This is a genomic window from Actinoplanes siamensis, from assembly GCF_016862395.1.
GTDB lineage: Bacteria > Actinomycetota > Actinomycetes > Mycobacteriales > Micromonosporaceae > Actinoplanes > Actinoplanes siamensis.
Window position 1 is genome coordinate 174,851 of record NZ_BOMW01000012.1, and the last position, 15,975, is coordinate 190,825.

Sequence of the window (15,975 nt, forward strand, 5' to 3'; positions counted from 1 at the left end):
TCCACGGTTCAGGGTAGAGGTGCGAAAACCCTGAAACCGGCAAATCCCTCGGTCAGGCGAGCGGTTTTACGCAAGCTCGCGCCCGGCTCGCGGCCGCTCTCACAAACTTGGCGGTACGACCGTCTCAGCCGCCCCGGCCGGGGGCACGGCGCCGGAGGACCGCGTGTACCGCAGGTCCGCGATCGGCCGCCCCGCGGCGGCGCCCCGGCGCTCGAACTTCGTCTCCGGGCGGGCGTGCGGCATCGACGGCAACCGGCGCAGACCCGGGTCGGCGTCCAGGGTCGCGGCCATCGCCTCGGCGTACTCCGGCCAGTCGGTCGCGCAGTGCAGCACCCCGCCGGCGCGCAGCCGATCGCGGAGCAGCGCCACGTTCGCCGGCTGGATCAGGCGGCGCTTGTGGTGCCGAGCCTTGGGCCAGGGGTCCGGGAAGAAGACGTGCACGGCGTCCAGCGCGCCCGGGGCGATCCGGTGCACCAGCTGCATCGCGTCGCCCCGGGCCACCCGGACGTTGGCCAGGCCCAGCTCGCCGACCAGGGCCAGCAGGTTGCCGACGCCCGGCGTGTGCACCTCGACGCCCAGGTAGTTCCGCGCCGGATCGGCGGCGGCCATCGCTGCTGTCGCGTCGCCCATGCCGAAGCCGATCTCGAGCACCGCCGGCGCGTCCCGGCCGAACAGTTCCGGCAGGTCGAGCGGGGTGCGGTCGCCGTCCAGGACGGTGAGCCCGTGGGTGGGCCAGAGCGCGGCGTGGGCGTCGGCGTGCCGCGAGCTCATCCGCCCGCGGCGGGGGTGAAAGGTCCGGATCGGCCGGGCGCTGGTGTCAGTCATGGCGGCGCCCACGATACGGCCGCCGGCCGGTCCCGGACAAAATCGTCAGCGGCCGGGCACCGAGGGCTGCGAGCCTGCGTGGAACAGGGTGCGGGCGCCGGTCCGCAAGTCGACGATCATCACCTGGGAGCCCGCCGTGGTCTGGGCGGTCAGCAGCGCCCGGCCGGCGTCCTGGTACGTCATCTCGCGGTCCAGGGGGTTGCCGATGGTGCGCTTGCGGCCGGTCCGCGGGTCCAGCTCGACCACGTGGATCGGCTCGTTCTGCGCGGCGGTCTCGCCCTCCTGGTAGGCGGTGAAGGAGAGCCGCGCGCCGTCCGGGCGCCAGGACGGGATCACCGCGAAACCGCGGTTCTGCAGGCTGCCACCGCCGTAGGCGGCGACCGTCCGCTCCGCGCCGGAGCCCACCGTGCCGATGCTCAGGCAGGCGTCGTAGACCGCGTCGCACTCGCCGCCGCGGAACGCGATCTGCTTGCCGTCCGGTGACCAGGCCACCGCGTCGTCCACCCGCAGGCGCTCGACGAGCGATCCGGTCGGCCGGGTGGGCGCCGGCTCGTCCGGCAGGTCCTCGGTCCGGCAGTCGCGCGGGAACAGCACCGTGGGCTTCGCGGCGGGCGCCGTGGCGGAGATGCGGTAGACGCCCGGGCCACCGGTGCAGGAGAGGGACGAGAAGGCCAGCCATCTGCCGTCCGGGGACCAGGACGGGCCGGCGGCCGCCCGGGTGGTGAGGCGGCGCGGGGCGGTGCCGTCGGCCTTCATGGTCCAGAGCTGTCCGTTCCGGAGCACGGCCAACTGCTTGCCGTCCGGGGCCAGCCGGGGACGGGCGTACCCGCCCCCGGTGGTGATCCGCCGCTCGGCGGGGCCGGCGCTGGTGTAGATGTCGCCGCTACGGACGTACGCGACCAGGGTCTGCGGAGCGGAAGCCGCGGCGACCGCGGGCGCCGGGCTGAGAACGAGACCGGCCAGCACGGCCGCTGTTGCGCTGATCATGGATGACGGCTCCCCCGATGGTTCCTGCCTGCGTCTACGTCCTGCACCATCGTCGCAACCGGCCCGCGCCTTAAGGGGTTCAGCGGGCCGGCCGGACCACGGCGGCCGATCCGCTGCCGCGGCGCACCGGCTCGGCTACCGCCAGCTGCCCACCCTTGCGGGTGAACTCGATGGCGGTGGCGGCGCCGATCTCCGGTGCGTCGGCGCCGAACACATGACCGAGAGCGGTCAGTGCCGGCCCGTACGTCGCGCGGAACGCCGGTTCCGCCTGGATGCCCGCGGTGTTGCGCTGCGCCGCCCGGGGCGCCGCGACGGCCTGCGGCAGGGTGAGCCCCAGTTCCAGGCGGCCGTAGAGGATCTGCAGGACGGTGGTGATGATGGTCGACCCGCCGGGCGCGCCGGCCGCGAGGAACGGCTTGCCGTCCTTGAGCACGATCGTCGGCGACATCGAGCTGCGCGGCCGCTTGGACGGTCCGGGCAGGTTCGGGTCGTCGAAGGCGCCCTGCGTGCCGGTGAAGTTGAAGTCCGTGAGCTCGTTGTTGAGCATGAAGCCGCGCCCGGGCACCACCATGCCGTTGCCGCCGAATTGCTCCAGGGTCAGCGTGTACTCGACGACGTTGCCCCACTTGTCGGCGACGGTCAGGTTGGTGGTGCTCATCCCGTTGTCCGGGGTCTGCCGGGCGACGGCGGGCGCGCAGCCCGACGGTCCCGGCGCGACCGGCTTGACCAGCGCCCGGTCCGGCGAGATCTGGCAGGCCCGCTGCTCGGCCCAGCGGTCCGAGAGCAGTTCCCGCAGCCGGGACTGCGGGGTGTACGCCCCGACGTAGCGCCCCCGGTCGGCGAACGAGAGCGCCGAGGCCTCCAGGTAGTAGTGCAGCTTCTCGACTGTCGACGCCGAGGTGATCGGCGACGCCTCCAGGATGTTCAGCGCCTCGCCGACCGCCACGCCGCCGCTGGACGGCGTGGACATGCCGTAGACGGACAGCCCTTTGTAGTCGGACCGGGTCGGCGCGGGGTGCCGCACCTGGTACCCGGCGAGGTCGGAGGCGGTCAGCACGCCGGGCCGGATCGGGTACGCCCAGGGCGACGACGGGCTCGCCGAGACCGGTGGCCTGCGCACCGTCCGGAGCAGATCCGCGCCCACCGCGCCGCGGTAGAAGACGGCGGTGCCCTTGCGGGCGATCTCCCGGTAGGTGGCGGCCAGGTCGGGGTTGCGGATCGTGGTCCCGACCGCGGGCGGCGCCCCGCCCGGCAGGTACAGCGCCCTGGTCGCGTCGAACTGGCCGAACGCGGCGGCGTTCTCGGTGACCTGGCGGCGGAACTCGGCGTCCACGGCGTATCCGCGGTCGGCGACCTCGGCGGCGTCGGTGAGGGCGCGGCCCAGCGACCGCGTGCCCCACTGCCGGCTGGCCGCCTCCCAGGTGGCCAGGGTGCCGGGCACGCCCACCGACAGGCCGCTGACCCGGGCCTCGTCGAAGCCGTACGGCTGCCCGGTGCCGGGGTTGACGAAGTAGTCCGGGGTCATCGTCGCCGGCCCGGCCTCACGGCCGTCGATGGTGAACACCTGGCGCTTGCGGGCGTCGTAGTAGACGAAGAATCCGCCACCTCCGATCCCGGAGGCGAACGGCTCGGTCACGCCCAGGGTGGCGGCTGCCGCCACCGCGGCGTCCACCGCGTTGCCGCCCCGGCGCAGCACCTCGAGGCCGGCCGCGGTGGCGGTGGCGTCGACGGTCGCGATCGCGCCGCCGTACCCCTGAGCCGTTGATCCAGCGGCGACGGCCGGCGCCGAAACCGCTGTCAGTGACAGAGTGGTCAGCGAAACCGCTGCTAGTGCGGATAGGAGCCGCATCGGCCCTCCAGACTGGACGGTGTCGGTTGTCAGATCCTTGCCTACCGCTGAACACCAGCCGGCACAACCGCTGCGGCGATCATCCGATACCGAACGGCTCGGGTTCCACGGCCGGGCAGGTGGTTCCGGGCGGGGGCAGCCGCAGATCGAGCAGGTAGCTCTCGACCGCGGCCTTGACACAGGGACTGTGCGTGTACGCCACGTGCCCCCAGCCCTGGTAGGTGAGCAGCCGCGCGGACGGCCCCAGCTGGCCGGCCACCTGTTGCGCCCAGGCGTACCCGGTGGCCGGGTCGTGCACCGCGTTGACCAGCAGCGTCGGCAGCTTCGCGGGGCTCAGGCGGCGCTGCGGGCTGCCCGGCGGCGACGGCCAGCCGACGCAGCCGGCGGCCGCGGACAGCGCGATCGGCGAGGCGCGGACCTGCGGCGCGACCCGGGCCAGAGCGTCGAGCCTGCGCCGGTACGCCGCGAAGTCGCCCACCGGCAGCGACCAGTCCCCGCAGAACACCGCCGGGAAGCTGTTCGGCGTGAGCTCGACAGGTGGCGCCGCCCGGCGGCCGGTGGGCGGCGCCACGGGTCGGGAGGCGTCCTGCAGGTAGTGCGCGAACGAGAACCACTGCGGGTCGTAGAAGGCGCTGAACGCGGCGGAGATCAGCTCCCAGACGCCGAGCCGGGCCGGCGGGTCGTACGGGTCCACCAGGGTCCCGGCCGCCGCCTGCCGCATCAGCGAGGCCCAGAGCGCGGTGATGTCCTGCCCGCGCAGCACGCACCGGGTGTCCCGGGCGCACCACTTCACGAACTCGTCGAACGAGTCCTGCACCGCAGCGGTCTCCTGGGCCAGGAACCCGTCCACGTCCACGCTGTGGTCCATCACGCTGTCCAGCACCACCGCGCGCAGCGTGCCCGGGTAGCTCTCGGCGTACAGCTCGCCGATCATCGAGCCGTAGGACGCCACGAAGATGCTGATCTTCGGCTCGCCGAGCGCGACGCGGAGCGCCTCGACGTCGCGGACCACGGCCGCGGTGTCGGCGTGCTGCACCACGGGGCCGCTGCGGGCCGTGCAGTCGGCCGCCAGCCGGCGGTTGTAGTCGGCCAGCGCGCGGAAACCGGCCTCCGTGCCGACCAGCGGCGACGGTTTCGCGTCGACCAGGGCCTGGGAGCAGAGCACCGGCGAGCTGCGGCCCACCCCGCGCGGGTCCAGCCCGATGATGTCGAACCGTTTCTCCAGCTCGGGGCTGAAGAACTCGCTGTCCAGGGCCATGTTGACCGCCGAGGCGCCGGGACCGCCCGGGTTGACGATCAGCACCCCGATCCGGCGGGCCGGGTCGGCCGCCGCTCGCCGGGCCATCTGCAGCTCGATCGACGGCCCGTACGGATTGGCCCAGTCCGCCGGGACCCGCATCCGCCCGCACTGCACCTGCGCGTCCTCCGGGCACGCCGCCCAGGTCACCACCGAGGCGGCGCGGGCCGGCCGGGCGAACCCGAGCAGGGTGGCAAGGGTGAGGATCGCCGCCGTGACCGGCCGTCGTAAAGCACGCAAAACCTGTCCACTCCGCCCTGCGCGGTGAGATTCGGCCGCGCCGCACCATCGTGGGCCGCTGTTGCGCAACGATTCCACAGAATGCCCGATTGTGCATCATATGGGGCATTCATCACCGAAACCACGTGGCAGGGTTGATCCATGCCGACAGTCACCCGCCTGGCCCTCGCGGTAACCGGGGCCGTCCTGCTGACCGCCTGCTCCACCGGGGAGCCCACCGCCACGCCGTCGCTCGACCCGGTGCCGCCGGCGTCGGCCCCCTCGGCGGCGCCCGCTCCGAGCGGGTCACCGCGGACGCCTGACCTGGGCGCGAGCCCGGAGACGGTCGCCACCGGGATCCAGGTGCCGTGGGGGCTGGCGTTCCTGCCGGACGGCAGCGCGCTGGTCGCCGAGCGGCAGACCGGCGTGATCTTCCAGGTGCGGCCCGGCACGGAGCGGAAAAAGGTGTACACGGTGCCCGGCGTGCGGCCCGGCGGCGAGGGTGGCCTGCTCGGGCTGGCGGTCCGCGGGGACTGGGTGTATGCCTACTTCACCGGGGAGGACGACAACCGGATCGTCCGCTTCCGGCTCAGCGGTGGCGACCCTGAGGTGATCTTCAAGGGGCTGGACCGGGGGTCACGGCACAACGGCGGCCGGCTCGCGTTCGGCCCGGACGGGATGCTCTACGTGGGCACCGGCGACGCCGGGCAGGAGCCGCAGGCGCAGGACCGGGACGATCCGAACGGGAAGATCCTGCGGCTCACGCCGGAGGGTGAGCCGGCCAGCGGCAACCCGTGGCCGGGCTCACCGGTCTGGAGCCTGGGCCACCGCAACGTCCAGGGCCTGGCCTGGGACCGCCAGGGCCGGATGTACGGCATCGAGTTCGGCCAGGACACCTGGGACGAGGTCAACCTGATCCAGCCCGGCAAGAACTACGGGTGGCCGGAGGTGGAGGGCAGGGCCGGCGACTCCCGGTTCACCGACCCGATCGCGCAGTGGCGCACCGACGACGCCTCCCCGAGCGGGGCGGCCGTCGCCGGCGGCACGCTCTACGTGGCCGCTCTCAAGGGTGAGCGGCTGTGGACGGTGCCGCTCGGCGGCGGGACGGCCAAGGCCGAACTGACCGGGACGTACGGCCGGCTGCGCACGGTCGCCGTGGCCGCCGACGGCTCGCTGTGGCTGACCACCTCGAACACCGACGGCCGCGGCGACCCCCGGGACGGCGACGACCGGATCCTGCGCTTCCCGGCCCGCTGACGCCTTACCTGTGATTGTTCGGCGGAAGCTCGGGCAGGGCCGAGATGGCCTGCGCGTAGATCGCCATCTGCTTCGCGTTGGGGACCACGCCGAAGACCCGCAACTGGTCCTGCAGAGCCTGCTTGACCTGGTCCTCGGTCTGCCCACGGTGGGTCTGGGTCACTTTGTTGACGACGTAGTCGACACGGAGTTGCGCCTGCCAGCCAGCGGTGCGCTGACCGCCGGACGAGGCGAGGCTGCTGATTGAGGCGAGGGGTTTCATGCCCCGGTATTCGGCCGCACGGGTACCTGTCTTGACGATATGAGGACCCTGTGCACCGAGAAGGCAACCGGGGCATACCCGAGCGGACATCAGGCCTCGCGGTCCGCGCTCTCCTCGGCCGGCTGCTCCTGCGCCGGCAGCGGGTTGAGTCGCAGCCAGAGCAGCATGAGCAGCCCCAGGACCAGCATGGCCAGCCCCATCCACAGGTTGATCCGGACGCCTTGGGCCTTGTCGATCTCGGACGGGCTGTCGAACAGGCCCAGGACGGTGACGATCACCCCGTACAGGGTGAACATGCCGCCGATCACCGCACGGACATCAAAAAGTCGGTTCATGCCGATCTCGCTCCCACGCTCACCAGAAGGGGATGTAAAGGACGACGGCCAGGATCACCGCGATGGCGCCGAGCAGCACCGGGTTGCGCCACCACACCTTGTCGGCGGCGACGATCGTCTCGCCCGACGTGCTCGACCCGGCCAGGCCGTAGACCAGGCCGCGCAGCTCGCTCTCCGGCTTGCTCGGGGTGAACAGGCTGACCACGACCGCCACCACCACAGCGGTGACGAACGCGGCGCCGGCGCCCCAGAAGCTCTCCTCCAGGTCGGAGTTGAACGTGAAGACGTCACCCAGGTAGCCCAGGTAGAGCGTGAGCGAGGCGAGGAAGCCGAGCAGCAGCGACCAGAAGCCGGCCCACGCGGACATCCGCTTCCAGAACATGCCCACGATGAACGTGGCGAACAGCGGCGCGTTGAACAGCGAGAACAGCGCCTGGATGTAGTTCATGATGTTGTCGAAGCCGGCCGCGATGAACGCGGTGCCGATCCCGATCACCACGCCGACGACGGTGGCGATCCGGCCGACCCGCAGGTAGTAGCCGTCCGGGCGGTCCTTGCGGATGTAGGACTGCCAGATGTCGTACGTGAAGACGGTGTTGAAGCCGCTCACGTTGGCCGCCATGCCGGCCATGAACGACGCCACCAGGCCGGTCACCGCGACCCCGAGCACACCGTTCGGCAGCAGGTCGCGCATCAGCAGCGGGATCGCGTTGTTGTAGGTCAGGTCGCCCTCCCCGGCGCCCAGTCCCTGCACGGTGACCAGGGCGATCAGGCCGGGGATCACGGTCACCACCGGGATCAGCAGCTTCGGGAAGGCGCCGATGATCGGGGTGCGCCGGGCGGCGCTCATGTCCTTGGCGCTCAACGCCCGCTGCACCTCGGCGAAGTTCGTGGTCCAGTACCCGAACGAGAGCACGAAGCCGAGACCGAAGATGATCCCGATCCAGTTCGCGCCCAGCGGGTTGTCGGTGTTCGCCGTGTTGCTGAAGGTGTGCAGCGCCGCGTCACCGATCTTGCTGGCCTGCACCTTCTCCACCAGGCCGTTCCAGCCGCCGACCTTGACCAGGCCGATCACCGTGATCGGGATGAGGCCGGCCAGGATCACGAAGAACTGCAGCACCTCGTTGTAGATCGCCGAGGAGAGGCCGCCGAGGGTGATGTAGATCAGCACGATGGCCGCGCCGATCACGATCGACAGCCACAGCGGCCAGCCCAGCAGCGCCTGCAGGATCAGCGCCAGCGCGTAGAGGTTGACGCCGGCGATCAGCACCTGGGCCACCGCGAAGCTGACCGCGTTGAACACGTGGGTCGGCCGGTTGAACCGCCGCCGGAGGAACTCCGGGACGCTGCGGACCTTGGAGCCGTAGTAGAAGGGCATCATCACGATGCCGAGGAAGACCATCGCCGGAACCGCGCCGACCCAGTAGTAGTGCAGGGTCATCAGGCCGTACTGCGCGCCGTTCGCGGCCATGCCGATGATCTCGAGCGCGCCCAGGTTGGCCGAGACGAACGCCAGGCCGGTCACCCAGGCCGGCATCGACCGGCCGGAGAGGAAGAAGTCGGAACTGTTTCGGATGGCCCGCCGGGCCATGAACCCGACGCCCAAAACGGTGATGAAATAGATCGCGAGGATCAGATAATCGACGAAGTTCACGTCGAGCCGGAGACCGCTCACGGGCCCACCTCCAAGATTCGGCCCGGACCTACCCGGATTGAAGATTTTTCACACTCGTGTCGTGACCAACCTCTCCAGACCGTCGAGAATGCGCACCAGGCCGATGCCGAACGCCTGATCCTGGCCGCCGTGCGCGGCGACGCCGGCCAGCGCCGCGGAGATCGACCAGATCCGCCGGGTGGACACGCCGGAGTGGACCCGCGGCCGGATCGCGCTGGTCGGCGCCGCGGCCTGCGGCGCCACGATCGGCGGGCAGGGGCACCGGCACCGCTGCCGTACGCGCGGCAGCCGGCTCCGCTCCGGGCCGTCAGCGGAGCGCCGCGACCGCCTCCGGGGTGACCCGAGTGACCGAGTCGACCACCAGCGAGGCCTGGGCCAGCGCGTCCTCCGCCGGTGGGTAGACGCCGTGCGGGACGGCGATCACGGCCAGCCCGGCCGCCCCGGCCGAGCGCAGCCCGTTGCTGGAGTCCTCGATCGCCGCGCACACCTCGGGCGTCAGCCCCAGCGCACGGACCGCCGTGAGATAGACGTCCGGGGCCGGCTTGCCGCGCGGCACCTCCTCGGTGGAGAGCGTGACCTCGAACTCCGCGGTCAGCCCGGCGGTCTCCAGCACCTTGTCGATCAGGACCCGGGCGGACGAGCTGGCCAGCGCCAGCCGGTACCGTTCGCCGAGCGCGCGGACCGTCTCCACCGCGCCCGGGATCAGCGGCAGCGACTGCTCGTAGCGCCGCGCCATCCGGTCCAGCACGTCGGCCGCCACCCGGGCGGCCGGGAGCGGGACGCCCACCTCGTCGGCCAGGTGCGCGGACCACTCGGCGGTGCTCATCCCCATCATCCGGTCCTGGGTGTCCGGGAGGAAGGCGCGACCGTGCTCGGCCACGTACCCCCGCCGGACCTCCTCCCAGACCTCCTCGGAGTCGATGATCACGCCGTCCAGGTCGAAGACGACCGCCTCGATGCTCACAGCGCCTCCGCGGCCGGCACGATCTCGGGCGGCCCCACCACCCCGATCTGCCAGAGGTGGTCCATCACGCTGATCCGCTCGAAACCCGCCTCGTCGGCGGCCGAGGCGATCTCGGCGAGCGTCGGCGCGAGCCTGGCGGGGCCGTCCGGCCAGGTGAAGTTCGAAATGTGCAGCCCGAGTCGCATCACGGGACAAACCCTACCGGTTTCGTACGGACGGTGACCGCACCCGACCGACCCGACCCGAGCCGTCGAGATGATCACTATCCGCCGTTCCGACGAGTTGCCACCAGGTTGCCGACCGGTAGCTTCGTGCCCAAGCACCGCACCCGACCTGGGGAGCCGCCACTCATGCCCGTCGCGCCACTCCGATCGCAGTCACCTTCCGTGAGCGTCGTCGTCCCGGCCGGGACCACGGCCCTGCCGGTTCTCCTCGCCGCCCTGCCCGCGGTCGCCGAGGTGATCGTGGTGGTCGGCCGGGACGACGACACCACAGCGCCGGCGGCGCCCCGCGCCGCGCGGGTGATCCGGCAGACCCGTACCGGCATCGGCAACGCGCTGGCCTGCGGGGTCGCCGCGAGCACCGGGGACGTCGTGGTCACGCTCCCCGGCGACGGCGCGTGCGACCCGGCCGAGCTGCCCCGCTACATCCGGGCGCTGCGGGACGGCGCGGACGTGGCGCAGGGCACCCGGTTCCGCGGCGCGGGCCGCGACCTGTCCGGCGGCCGGATGTCCCGGACCGGCGCGCGGATCGTGCTCTGGCTCATGGCGGTGCTCTTCGGCTGCCGGCGCAGCGACCCGGGCTTCGGGTTCCGGGCGTTCTGGCGCGACGTGGCCGGGTCGGTCGGGCTGCCACCGGTGGCCGGGGTCGAGCCGCAGCGCGGGGACGGCGCGGAGATCGAGCCGCTGCTCACCGTGCGGGCGGCGCTGAACGGGCTGGTCGTGACCGAGGTGCCGGGGGTGGCGTACCCGCGGACCGGGCCGGTGGCGCGGGCCGGGCTGCTGGAGGCGGCGCGGGCGCTGGCCGGTGAATACGTCGCGCGGCGCCGGGCGGCTCCCGTGGGGACGCCGGACAGCATAGTGGTGATGACCCGGCGGGACGGGGCGGCCGAGCGGCTCCGGCGCACCGGCACCGACACCGGCTCGATCACCCCCGGTGCCGGCGCCCGCGCGGCGATGACCGGCCGGGTCGGCCTGGACCCGGCGTGGTCCGGGTCGCGGGCCGAGCCGGTGGACGGGCCGGGGCTGGGCCGGCGGAGCACCGACAACGGGGTGGAGCGGCGGCAGGGCGCGCGGCGGCTCAGTGGCGGCGCCGGGGAGCCCCGGCCGCCGGCCGGACGCACGCCGGGCGCCGGGGAGCCGCGCGTGCCGGCCGGGCGGACTTTGGGCGACGCGACGACCGTGCGCCGCCGGTGGCGCGACAACCGCGGCCACGAGGTGGGCGCCGAACGCCGCCGGGTGCAGAGCCGGCCCAACCTGCGCGTGATCAACGGGGAGGGCGCCGGGGACGGCTCGTCCCGTACCGCCGGATTGCGCGCGGTGCCCCCGGCGGACCTGGACCGGTGAACCGCCGCCGCCCGGCCGGAAGCCGGGCGGCGGACGCGGTCAGGCGCGGTCGCGCAGGCGCGGCAGGATCTCCTGCGAGTACAGGCGCAGGAAGCGCTCCTGGTCCGGCCCCGGCGCGTGGAAGACCAGGTGCTTGAAGCCCATGTCGAGGTATTCGGCGACCTTCGCGGCGTGCTCGTCCGGGTCCGACGAGACGATCCAGCGGGTCGTGGTGCGCTCGACCGGCAGGGCGTCGGCCAGGCGCTGCATCTCGACCGGGTCCTCGACGCCGGTCTTCTCGTCCGGGGAGAGGGCCAGCGCGCCCCAGTAGTGGGTGTCGTTGCGGGCGCGGTCGAGGTCGTCGTCGAAGGAGACCTTGACCTCGATCATCAGGTCCAGGTCGTCGATCTTGCGACCGGCCTTCGCGGCGCCCTCGGCGACCGCGGGCAGCAGCGTGTCGGTGTAGAGCGAGTGGCCCTTGCCGCTGGTGGTGATGAAGCCGTCGGCGATGCGGCCGGCCAGCCGGGTGGCGGCCGGGCCGGAAGCGCCGATGTAGATGGGCACCGGCTGTTCCGGCTTGTCGTAGATGGTGGCGTTCTTCGTGGAGTAGAACTGCCCCTCGAACGTCACCCGGTCCTCGGCCCACAGCTTCTTGATCAGCAGGACCGCCTCCTTGAGGCGGGCGAACCGCTCCTTGCCGTCCGGCCACCGCATGCCGAGCAGCACCTCGTTGAGCGACTCGCCGGAGCCGACGCCGAGCACGGCGCGGCCCGGCGCGAGGCAGCCCAGCGTGGCGAAAGCCTGCGCGACCACGGCCGGGTGGTACCGGAACGTCGGCGTGAGCACGCTGGTGCCGAGCAGCACCCGCTCGGTGCGGGCGGCCAGCGCCCCGAGCCAGGGCAACGCGGCCGGGGCGTGGCCGCCGTCGTGACGCCACGGTTGCAGGTGATCGCTGACGAAGACCGAGTCGAAACCGAGCTCCTCGGCGAGAATGCCGTACTTCAGCAGTTCCGCCGGCGCGAACTGCTCCGCCGACGCCTTGTACCCGAACCGAATCATGAACCCGAGCCTAACCCGCCGCGCGGTACGCTTTGCCCGCCTCGGTGGGACTGTCCCCGTCTTCGTAGAGGCCGAAGTCCACGCTGTCGCCCACGGCCGGCAGGCCGAACCAGGCGTAGCGCTCGACGAACGACCGCTTCTCCAGGCCGGCCGTGGCGCCCTTGATGAAGGCAACCTTCTGGGCGTCGCTCGGGTACTTCGGCGAGCCGGAGAAGTTCATCAGGCCGAACTCGGTGATCCAGATCGGCTTGCCGTAACGCTTGTGCACCGCGTCGACGTAGCCGAGGAACTGGTTCACCGAGGCGGCGCTGAAGTCCGAGCCGTACCAGTGCAGGGCGATCGCGTCGACCCGCAGCCCCTTGGACCTCGCGCCCGTCAGGAAGCGGTCGAGCCAGCCGCCCGGGGTGTCACCGCCGAACGCCACGGCCGGGCTGACCAGGCGCATCCCGGTCGCCTCCAGCTGCGGCCAGGCGGTCAGCGCGTCCTCGACGCTCATGTTCGCCTGCCCGGCCAGGTCCGGCTCGTTGAAGCCGAGCAGCGTGTCGCCCTCCGATCTGGCCTCCGCGAGGGCGGCGCCGGTGACGTTCTGCCTGCCCCAGATCATCGGTACGAACTCGACACCGGCCGGGCCGGGGAAGTCGTTGTTCTGCGAGGCCCAGTCGTAGTACCAGGCGGCGCCGACGTCCTCGAGGGCCGCCTTCGACCCGGTGAACTTCCAGACGCCGACCCCCTTCTTGGCCGAGGTCTGCCTGGCCGGCACGGCCGGCTTGGGCGATGCGGAGGTACGGCGGGGAGCCGGTGACGTGGTCGGCGGCGCCGAGGACGGGGCGAGTGTGGGCGGAGCCGTCGTGCCGCTCGTGGCGGGTGCCGGCGCGACGATCGCCTGCGGCGCCGGGGCGGCCGGGTCGTTCTCGGCACGCAGCGCGTAGACGGCCGCGCCGCCCCCGCCGACGACGCTCACCGCGAGCGCGGTGACCAGGGCTTTCTGTGCCGCGCCGACACCGGCCTTGACCGCCAGTTTGCCGGCCGCCGCCTTGCCCCCGGCCGCGGCCTTGCCCGAGGACGCCGCCGCGTAGGACGTCGCGCCCGCGGCGCCGGTCGTCAGCTTCGCGGTGAGGGCGGACGGCGGCACGATCAGCGCCAGGCCGGTCAGCAGGCGTTCCGCGGCCACCAGGTCCTGCCAGACCGCGGCGCAGAGCCGGCACTCACGGGTGTGCCGGGCGATCCGTTTGCGCCAGAGCGCGTGGGGGCGGTGGTCCCACGGCTCGATCAGCACCGCCAGCTCCGGGCAGAGCGGGCTGCGTTGCAGCGCCCGGACCACCGCCCGGGCCGTCTCCAGCTGGCCCTTCATCCGTTGGATGCGGACCGCCGCGTGCTGGCGGCCCAGGCCGGTGCCCGCCACGATTTCGTCGCGGGTCAGCTCGCCGGAGGCCTCCAGCCACCAGAGCGAGAGCAGCTCGCGGTTCTCCTCGTCCAGCCAGCGGGTCGCCTCGGCGGTCTCCCGGCGCTGGCCGGACAGCTCCAGGCGGGTGATCGCCAGATCGGTGAAGTCCGCGCCCGGATCGCGCAGGTCCGCGTCGAGCAGCGCGTCCGGGACGACCTGGCGGCTGCGGAAGCGGTCGCGCACCTGGCGCACCGTGATGGCCACCAGCCAGGACCGGAACGCCTCCGGCTCGCGCAGCTCGCCGAGGTTGCGCAGAACCCGGATCATGGTCTCCTGCACGACGTCGTCGACGTCGGCGTGCCCCTCCAGGGCCCGGCCCACGATGGTGTAGACGAGCGGGAGGTAACCGGCCACGAGCCGGTCCACCGCGGCCGGGTCGCCGGCTCGCGCGGCGAGCACCGTGGCGGTGTCGGGTTGGTTCACCATCTTCTGCCCTTTCATCCGGCGCCGGGCGCCAGGGAGGGAGACGCGCGCGGGCTCCATGGATAACACGAACCCGGCACGTGATGTCCCTCGCACGGTTAACGGATGACGTGATCGGGCACAGCAAACGGCATGCGGATGTCGGTTCGGCTCAATCTCCCCCGAGAGGTGGACAGTGTTCCCGCCGTGCGTCGCCTGCTGCGCTGCGCGCTGACCACCCTGGAGGTGGACCGGGAGGCCGGCGCCGATCTGGAGATCGCCCTCAGCGAGGCCTGCGCGAACGTGGTGAAGCACGCCGCCGGCGCGGAGGGCTTCGAGGTCCGGCTGGACGTCGGCGAGGACCACTGCTCGATCGACGTGGTCGACAACGGCAGCGGGTTCGACCTGGAGGCCGGGCCGACGCCGACCGCCTCCAGCGAGCACGGCCGGGGCCTGCTCCTGATCCGCGCGCTGGCGGAGAACGTGCGGATGCAGTCCAGCCCACGGACCGGATCACTGATCCACTTCGAGAAGTCCTTCGCCTGACTGTTCGTCCCCACCGCCGGTGCGGCGTCGCGGACGAGGTTGGTCCGGGCGGTCTGGGCCCTTCGCCTGACCGCCCACCCCGCCGCCGGTGCGGCGGGGTGGGCTGCCCGCGGGTCAAATATTTGCCGTATAACAAATATTGTTCCCGGAGAGGAGTTCAGGTGTCCGACCAACCGGTGCCCGTCGGAGCGCTGCTGCGCGCCTCGGCGCCCGACCGCCTGCCGGAGGTGGCGGTCGACCATCTGCGCCGGCACTTCGCGGCCGATCACGTCGAGGTGCTGGTCAGCGATCTCACCCTGCGAAGACTCACGCCGCTGCTCGGCCCAACGGAGCCGGACAGCGACCCGGGAGCGATGCGCTGTTTCGGCAGCCAGCGGCCGGGCACCGAGACCGACATCAGTGGCCGCGCCCGGCTGTACCTGCCGCTGTCCGCCTGGGGCGAGCGGCTCGGGGTGCTGCGGGTCGACCTGCCCGGCCGGCTCGACCCGGAGCAGGCCGACCAGCTTCGCACCGTCGCCGACGAGCTGGCGGTGGCCCTGCGCGCGGCCGACCGGATGACCGACCGGTACCGCGCCGCGCAGTGCCTGCAACGGCCCACCATGGCCGCCGAGCTGCAGTGGGATCTGCTGCCCGGGCGCTCGCTCGGCGACGAGCGGTTCATGCTGGCCGGACAGCTGGAACCGGCGTACGACGTGCACGGCGACCACTTCGACTGGGCGCTGGACGGCGACCGTCTCACCGTCACCGTGCTCAACGGCGCCGGGGAGGGAATGGACGCGGCCCTGCTCACCGCGACCGCGGTGAACGCCATGCGCAACGCCCGCCGCTGCGGCGCCGACATCGTCGAGCAGGCCGAGCTCGCCTCGGACGCGCTGCACGCCCGGTACGGCGGCAGCCGGCACGCGGCCACCCTGCTCCTGGAGATCGACCTGGTCAGCGGTTGGGTGGACGCGGTCGACGCGGGCTCCCCGCACTGCCTGATCGGCCGGGGCGGCGAGATCACCCAGGTCCGGCTGGAGCAGCAGCTCCCGCTGGGTATGTTCGGCGAGGCGCGCTACGAGATCGAGCGGTTCCGGCTGGAGCCGGGCGACCGGCTGCTCGTGGTCAGCGACGGCGTGCACGCGGCCGCGCCCGGCGCAGGCGTCACGTTCGGCGAGTCCGCGCTGGTCACGGCGTTGCGCCGGACTAGGCTGCAACCGGCCACCGAGGCGGTCGGTACGGTGATGCGGGGCCTGCGTGAGTTTCACTCCGGCGCCGAGCCGGAGGACGACGCGGTCACGGTGTGCCTGGACTGGCGCCGTTGATCTGTT

16 protein-coding genes are annotated in these 15,975 nt (G+C 72.6%); 4 read left to right on the forward strand and 12 right to left on the reverse strand.

Going from position 1 to position 15,975, the window contains the following annotated elements; genetic code table 11:
- Positions 1-99: 99 nt before the first annotated feature.
- The 4 genes from trmB to Asi03nite_RS05625 form a co-directional block, all read right to left on the reverse strand.
- Positions 100-825 (reverse strand): tRNA (guanosine(46)-N7)-methyltransferase TrmB, encoded by a 726-nt coding sequence (trmB, locus tag Asi03nite_RS05610; protein WP_203677315.1) that lies wholly within the window; start codon positions 823-825, stop codon positions 100-102.
- 45 nt (positions 826-870) lie between these two features.
- Positions 871-1,812, reverse strand: a complete 942-nt coding sequence (locus tag Asi03nite_RS05615) for a TolB family protein (RefSeq protein WP_203677316.1) — start codon at positions 1,810-1,812, stop codon at positions 871-873.
- Positions 1,813-1,891: 79 nt separating this feature from the next.
- Complete coding sequence (gene ggt / locus Asi03nite_RS05620) at positions 1,892-3,661, reverse strand: gamma-glutamyltransferase (protein WP_203677317.1); 1,770 nt, start codon at positions 3,659-3,661, stop codon at positions 1,892-1,894.
- Positions 3,662-3,740: 79 nt separating this feature from the next.
- On the reverse strand, positions 3,741-5,198 hold the full coding sequence (locus tag Asi03nite_RS05625) for an alpha/beta hydrolase (protein ID WP_203677318.1): 1,458 nt from the start codon (positions 5,196-5,198) through the stop codon (positions 3,741-3,743).
- 141 nt (positions 5,199-5,339) lie between these two features.
- Between Asi03nite_RS05625 and Asi03nite_RS05630 the strand changes: the two genes are divergently transcribed.
- The gene (locus tag Asi03nite_RS05630) at positions 5,340-6,434 is read left to right on the forward strand and encodes a PQQ-dependent sugar dehydrogenase (RefSeq protein WP_203677319.1); all 1,095 of its coding nucleotides are present in this window, start codon (positions 5,340-5,342) and stop codon (positions 6,432-6,434) included.
- A gap of 4 nt (positions 6,435-6,438) precedes the next feature.
- Here the strand turns inward: Asi03nite_RS05630 and Asi03nite_RS05635 are convergent, their stop codons facing one another.
- From Asi03nite_RS05635 to Asi03nite_RS05660, 6 genes are all read right to left on the reverse strand, one after another.
- Entirely contained in the window at positions 6,439-6,696 is a 258-nt protein-coding gene (locus Asi03nite_RS05635) for a hypothetical protein (RefSeq protein WP_203677320.1), read from the reverse strand.
- An 89-nt stretch (positions 6,697-6,785) separates the two neighbouring features.
- Positions 6,786-7,031, reverse strand: a complete 246-nt coding sequence (locus Asi03nite_RS05640; RefSeq protein ID WP_203677321.1) for a hypothetical protein — start codon at positions 7,029-7,031, stop codon at positions 6,786-6,788.
- A 19-nt stretch (positions 7,032-7,050) separates the two neighbouring features.
- Complete coding sequence (locus tag Asi03nite_RS05645; protein WP_203677322.1) at positions 7,051-8,706, reverse strand: sodium:solute symporter family protein; 1,656 nt, start codon at positions 8,704-8,706, stop codon at positions 7,051-7,053.
- A gap of 48 nt (positions 8,707-8,754) precedes the next feature.
- Positions 8,755-8,949, reverse strand: coding sequence for a hypothetical protein (locus Asi03nite_RS05650; protein WP_203677323.1), 195 nt, complete (start codon positions 8,947-8,949; stop codon positions 8,755-8,757).
- A gap of 64 nt (positions 8,950-9,013) precedes the next feature.
- Positions 9,014-9,670, reverse strand: a complete 657-nt coding sequence (locus Asi03nite_RS05655; RefSeq protein WP_203677324.1) for an HAD family hydrolase — start codon at positions 9,668-9,670, stop codon at positions 9,014-9,016.
- Positions 9,667-9,858, reverse strand: coding sequence for a hypothetical protein (locus Asi03nite_RS05660; protein ID WP_239102422.1), 192 nt, complete (start codon positions 9,856-9,858; stop codon positions 9,667-9,669). The genes Asi03nite_RS05655 and Asi03nite_RS05660 overlap by 4 nt, the downstream gene beginning before the upstream one ends.
- A 198-nt stretch (positions 9,859-10,056) precedes the next feature.
- Between Asi03nite_RS05660 and Asi03nite_RS05665 the strand changes: the two genes are divergently transcribed.
- A complete protein-coding gene (locus Asi03nite_RS05665) occupies positions 10,057-11,235 on the forward strand; it encodes a glycosyltransferase family 2 protein (protein WP_203677325.1) in 1,179 nt (392 codons plus the stop codon).
- A 39-nt stretch (positions 11,236-11,274) separates the two neighbouring features.
- Here Asi03nite_RS05665 and fgd read toward each other — a convergent pair whose 3' ends face one another.
- Together fgd and Asi03nite_RS05675 are read right to left on the reverse strand one after the other, a co-directional pair.
- Positions 11,275-12,273, reverse strand: coding sequence for a glucose-6-phosphate dehydrogenase (coenzyme-F420) (gene fgd / locus Asi03nite_RS05670; RefSeq protein ID WP_203677326.1), 999 nt, complete (start codon positions 12,271-12,273; stop codon positions 11,275-11,277).
- 10 nt (positions 12,274-12,283) lie between these two features.
- On the reverse strand, positions 12,284-14,143 hold the full coding sequence (locus Asi03nite_RS05675; protein WP_203677327.1) for a sigma-70 family RNA polymerase sigma factor: 1,860 nt from the start codon (positions 14,141-14,143) through the stop codon (positions 12,284-12,286).
- A 135-nt stretch (positions 14,144-14,278) separates the two neighbouring features.
- Between Asi03nite_RS05675 and Asi03nite_RS05680 the strand changes: the two genes are divergently transcribed.
- Both Asi03nite_RS05680 and Asi03nite_RS05685 read left to right on the forward strand, forming a co-directional pair.
- Complete coding sequence (locus tag Asi03nite_RS05680) at positions 14,279-14,665, forward strand: ATP-binding protein (protein WP_275409332.1); 387 nt, start codon at positions 14,279-14,281, stop codon at positions 14,663-14,665.
- A gap of 161 nt (positions 14,666-14,826) precedes the next feature.
- The gene (locus Asi03nite_RS05685) at positions 14,827-15,969 is read left to right on the forward strand and encodes a PP2C family protein-serine/threonine phosphatase (protein ID WP_203677329.1); all 1,143 of its coding nucleotides are present in this window, start codon (positions 14,827-14,829) and stop codon (positions 15,967-15,969) included.
- Positions 15,970-15,975: the final 6 nt, after the last annotated feature.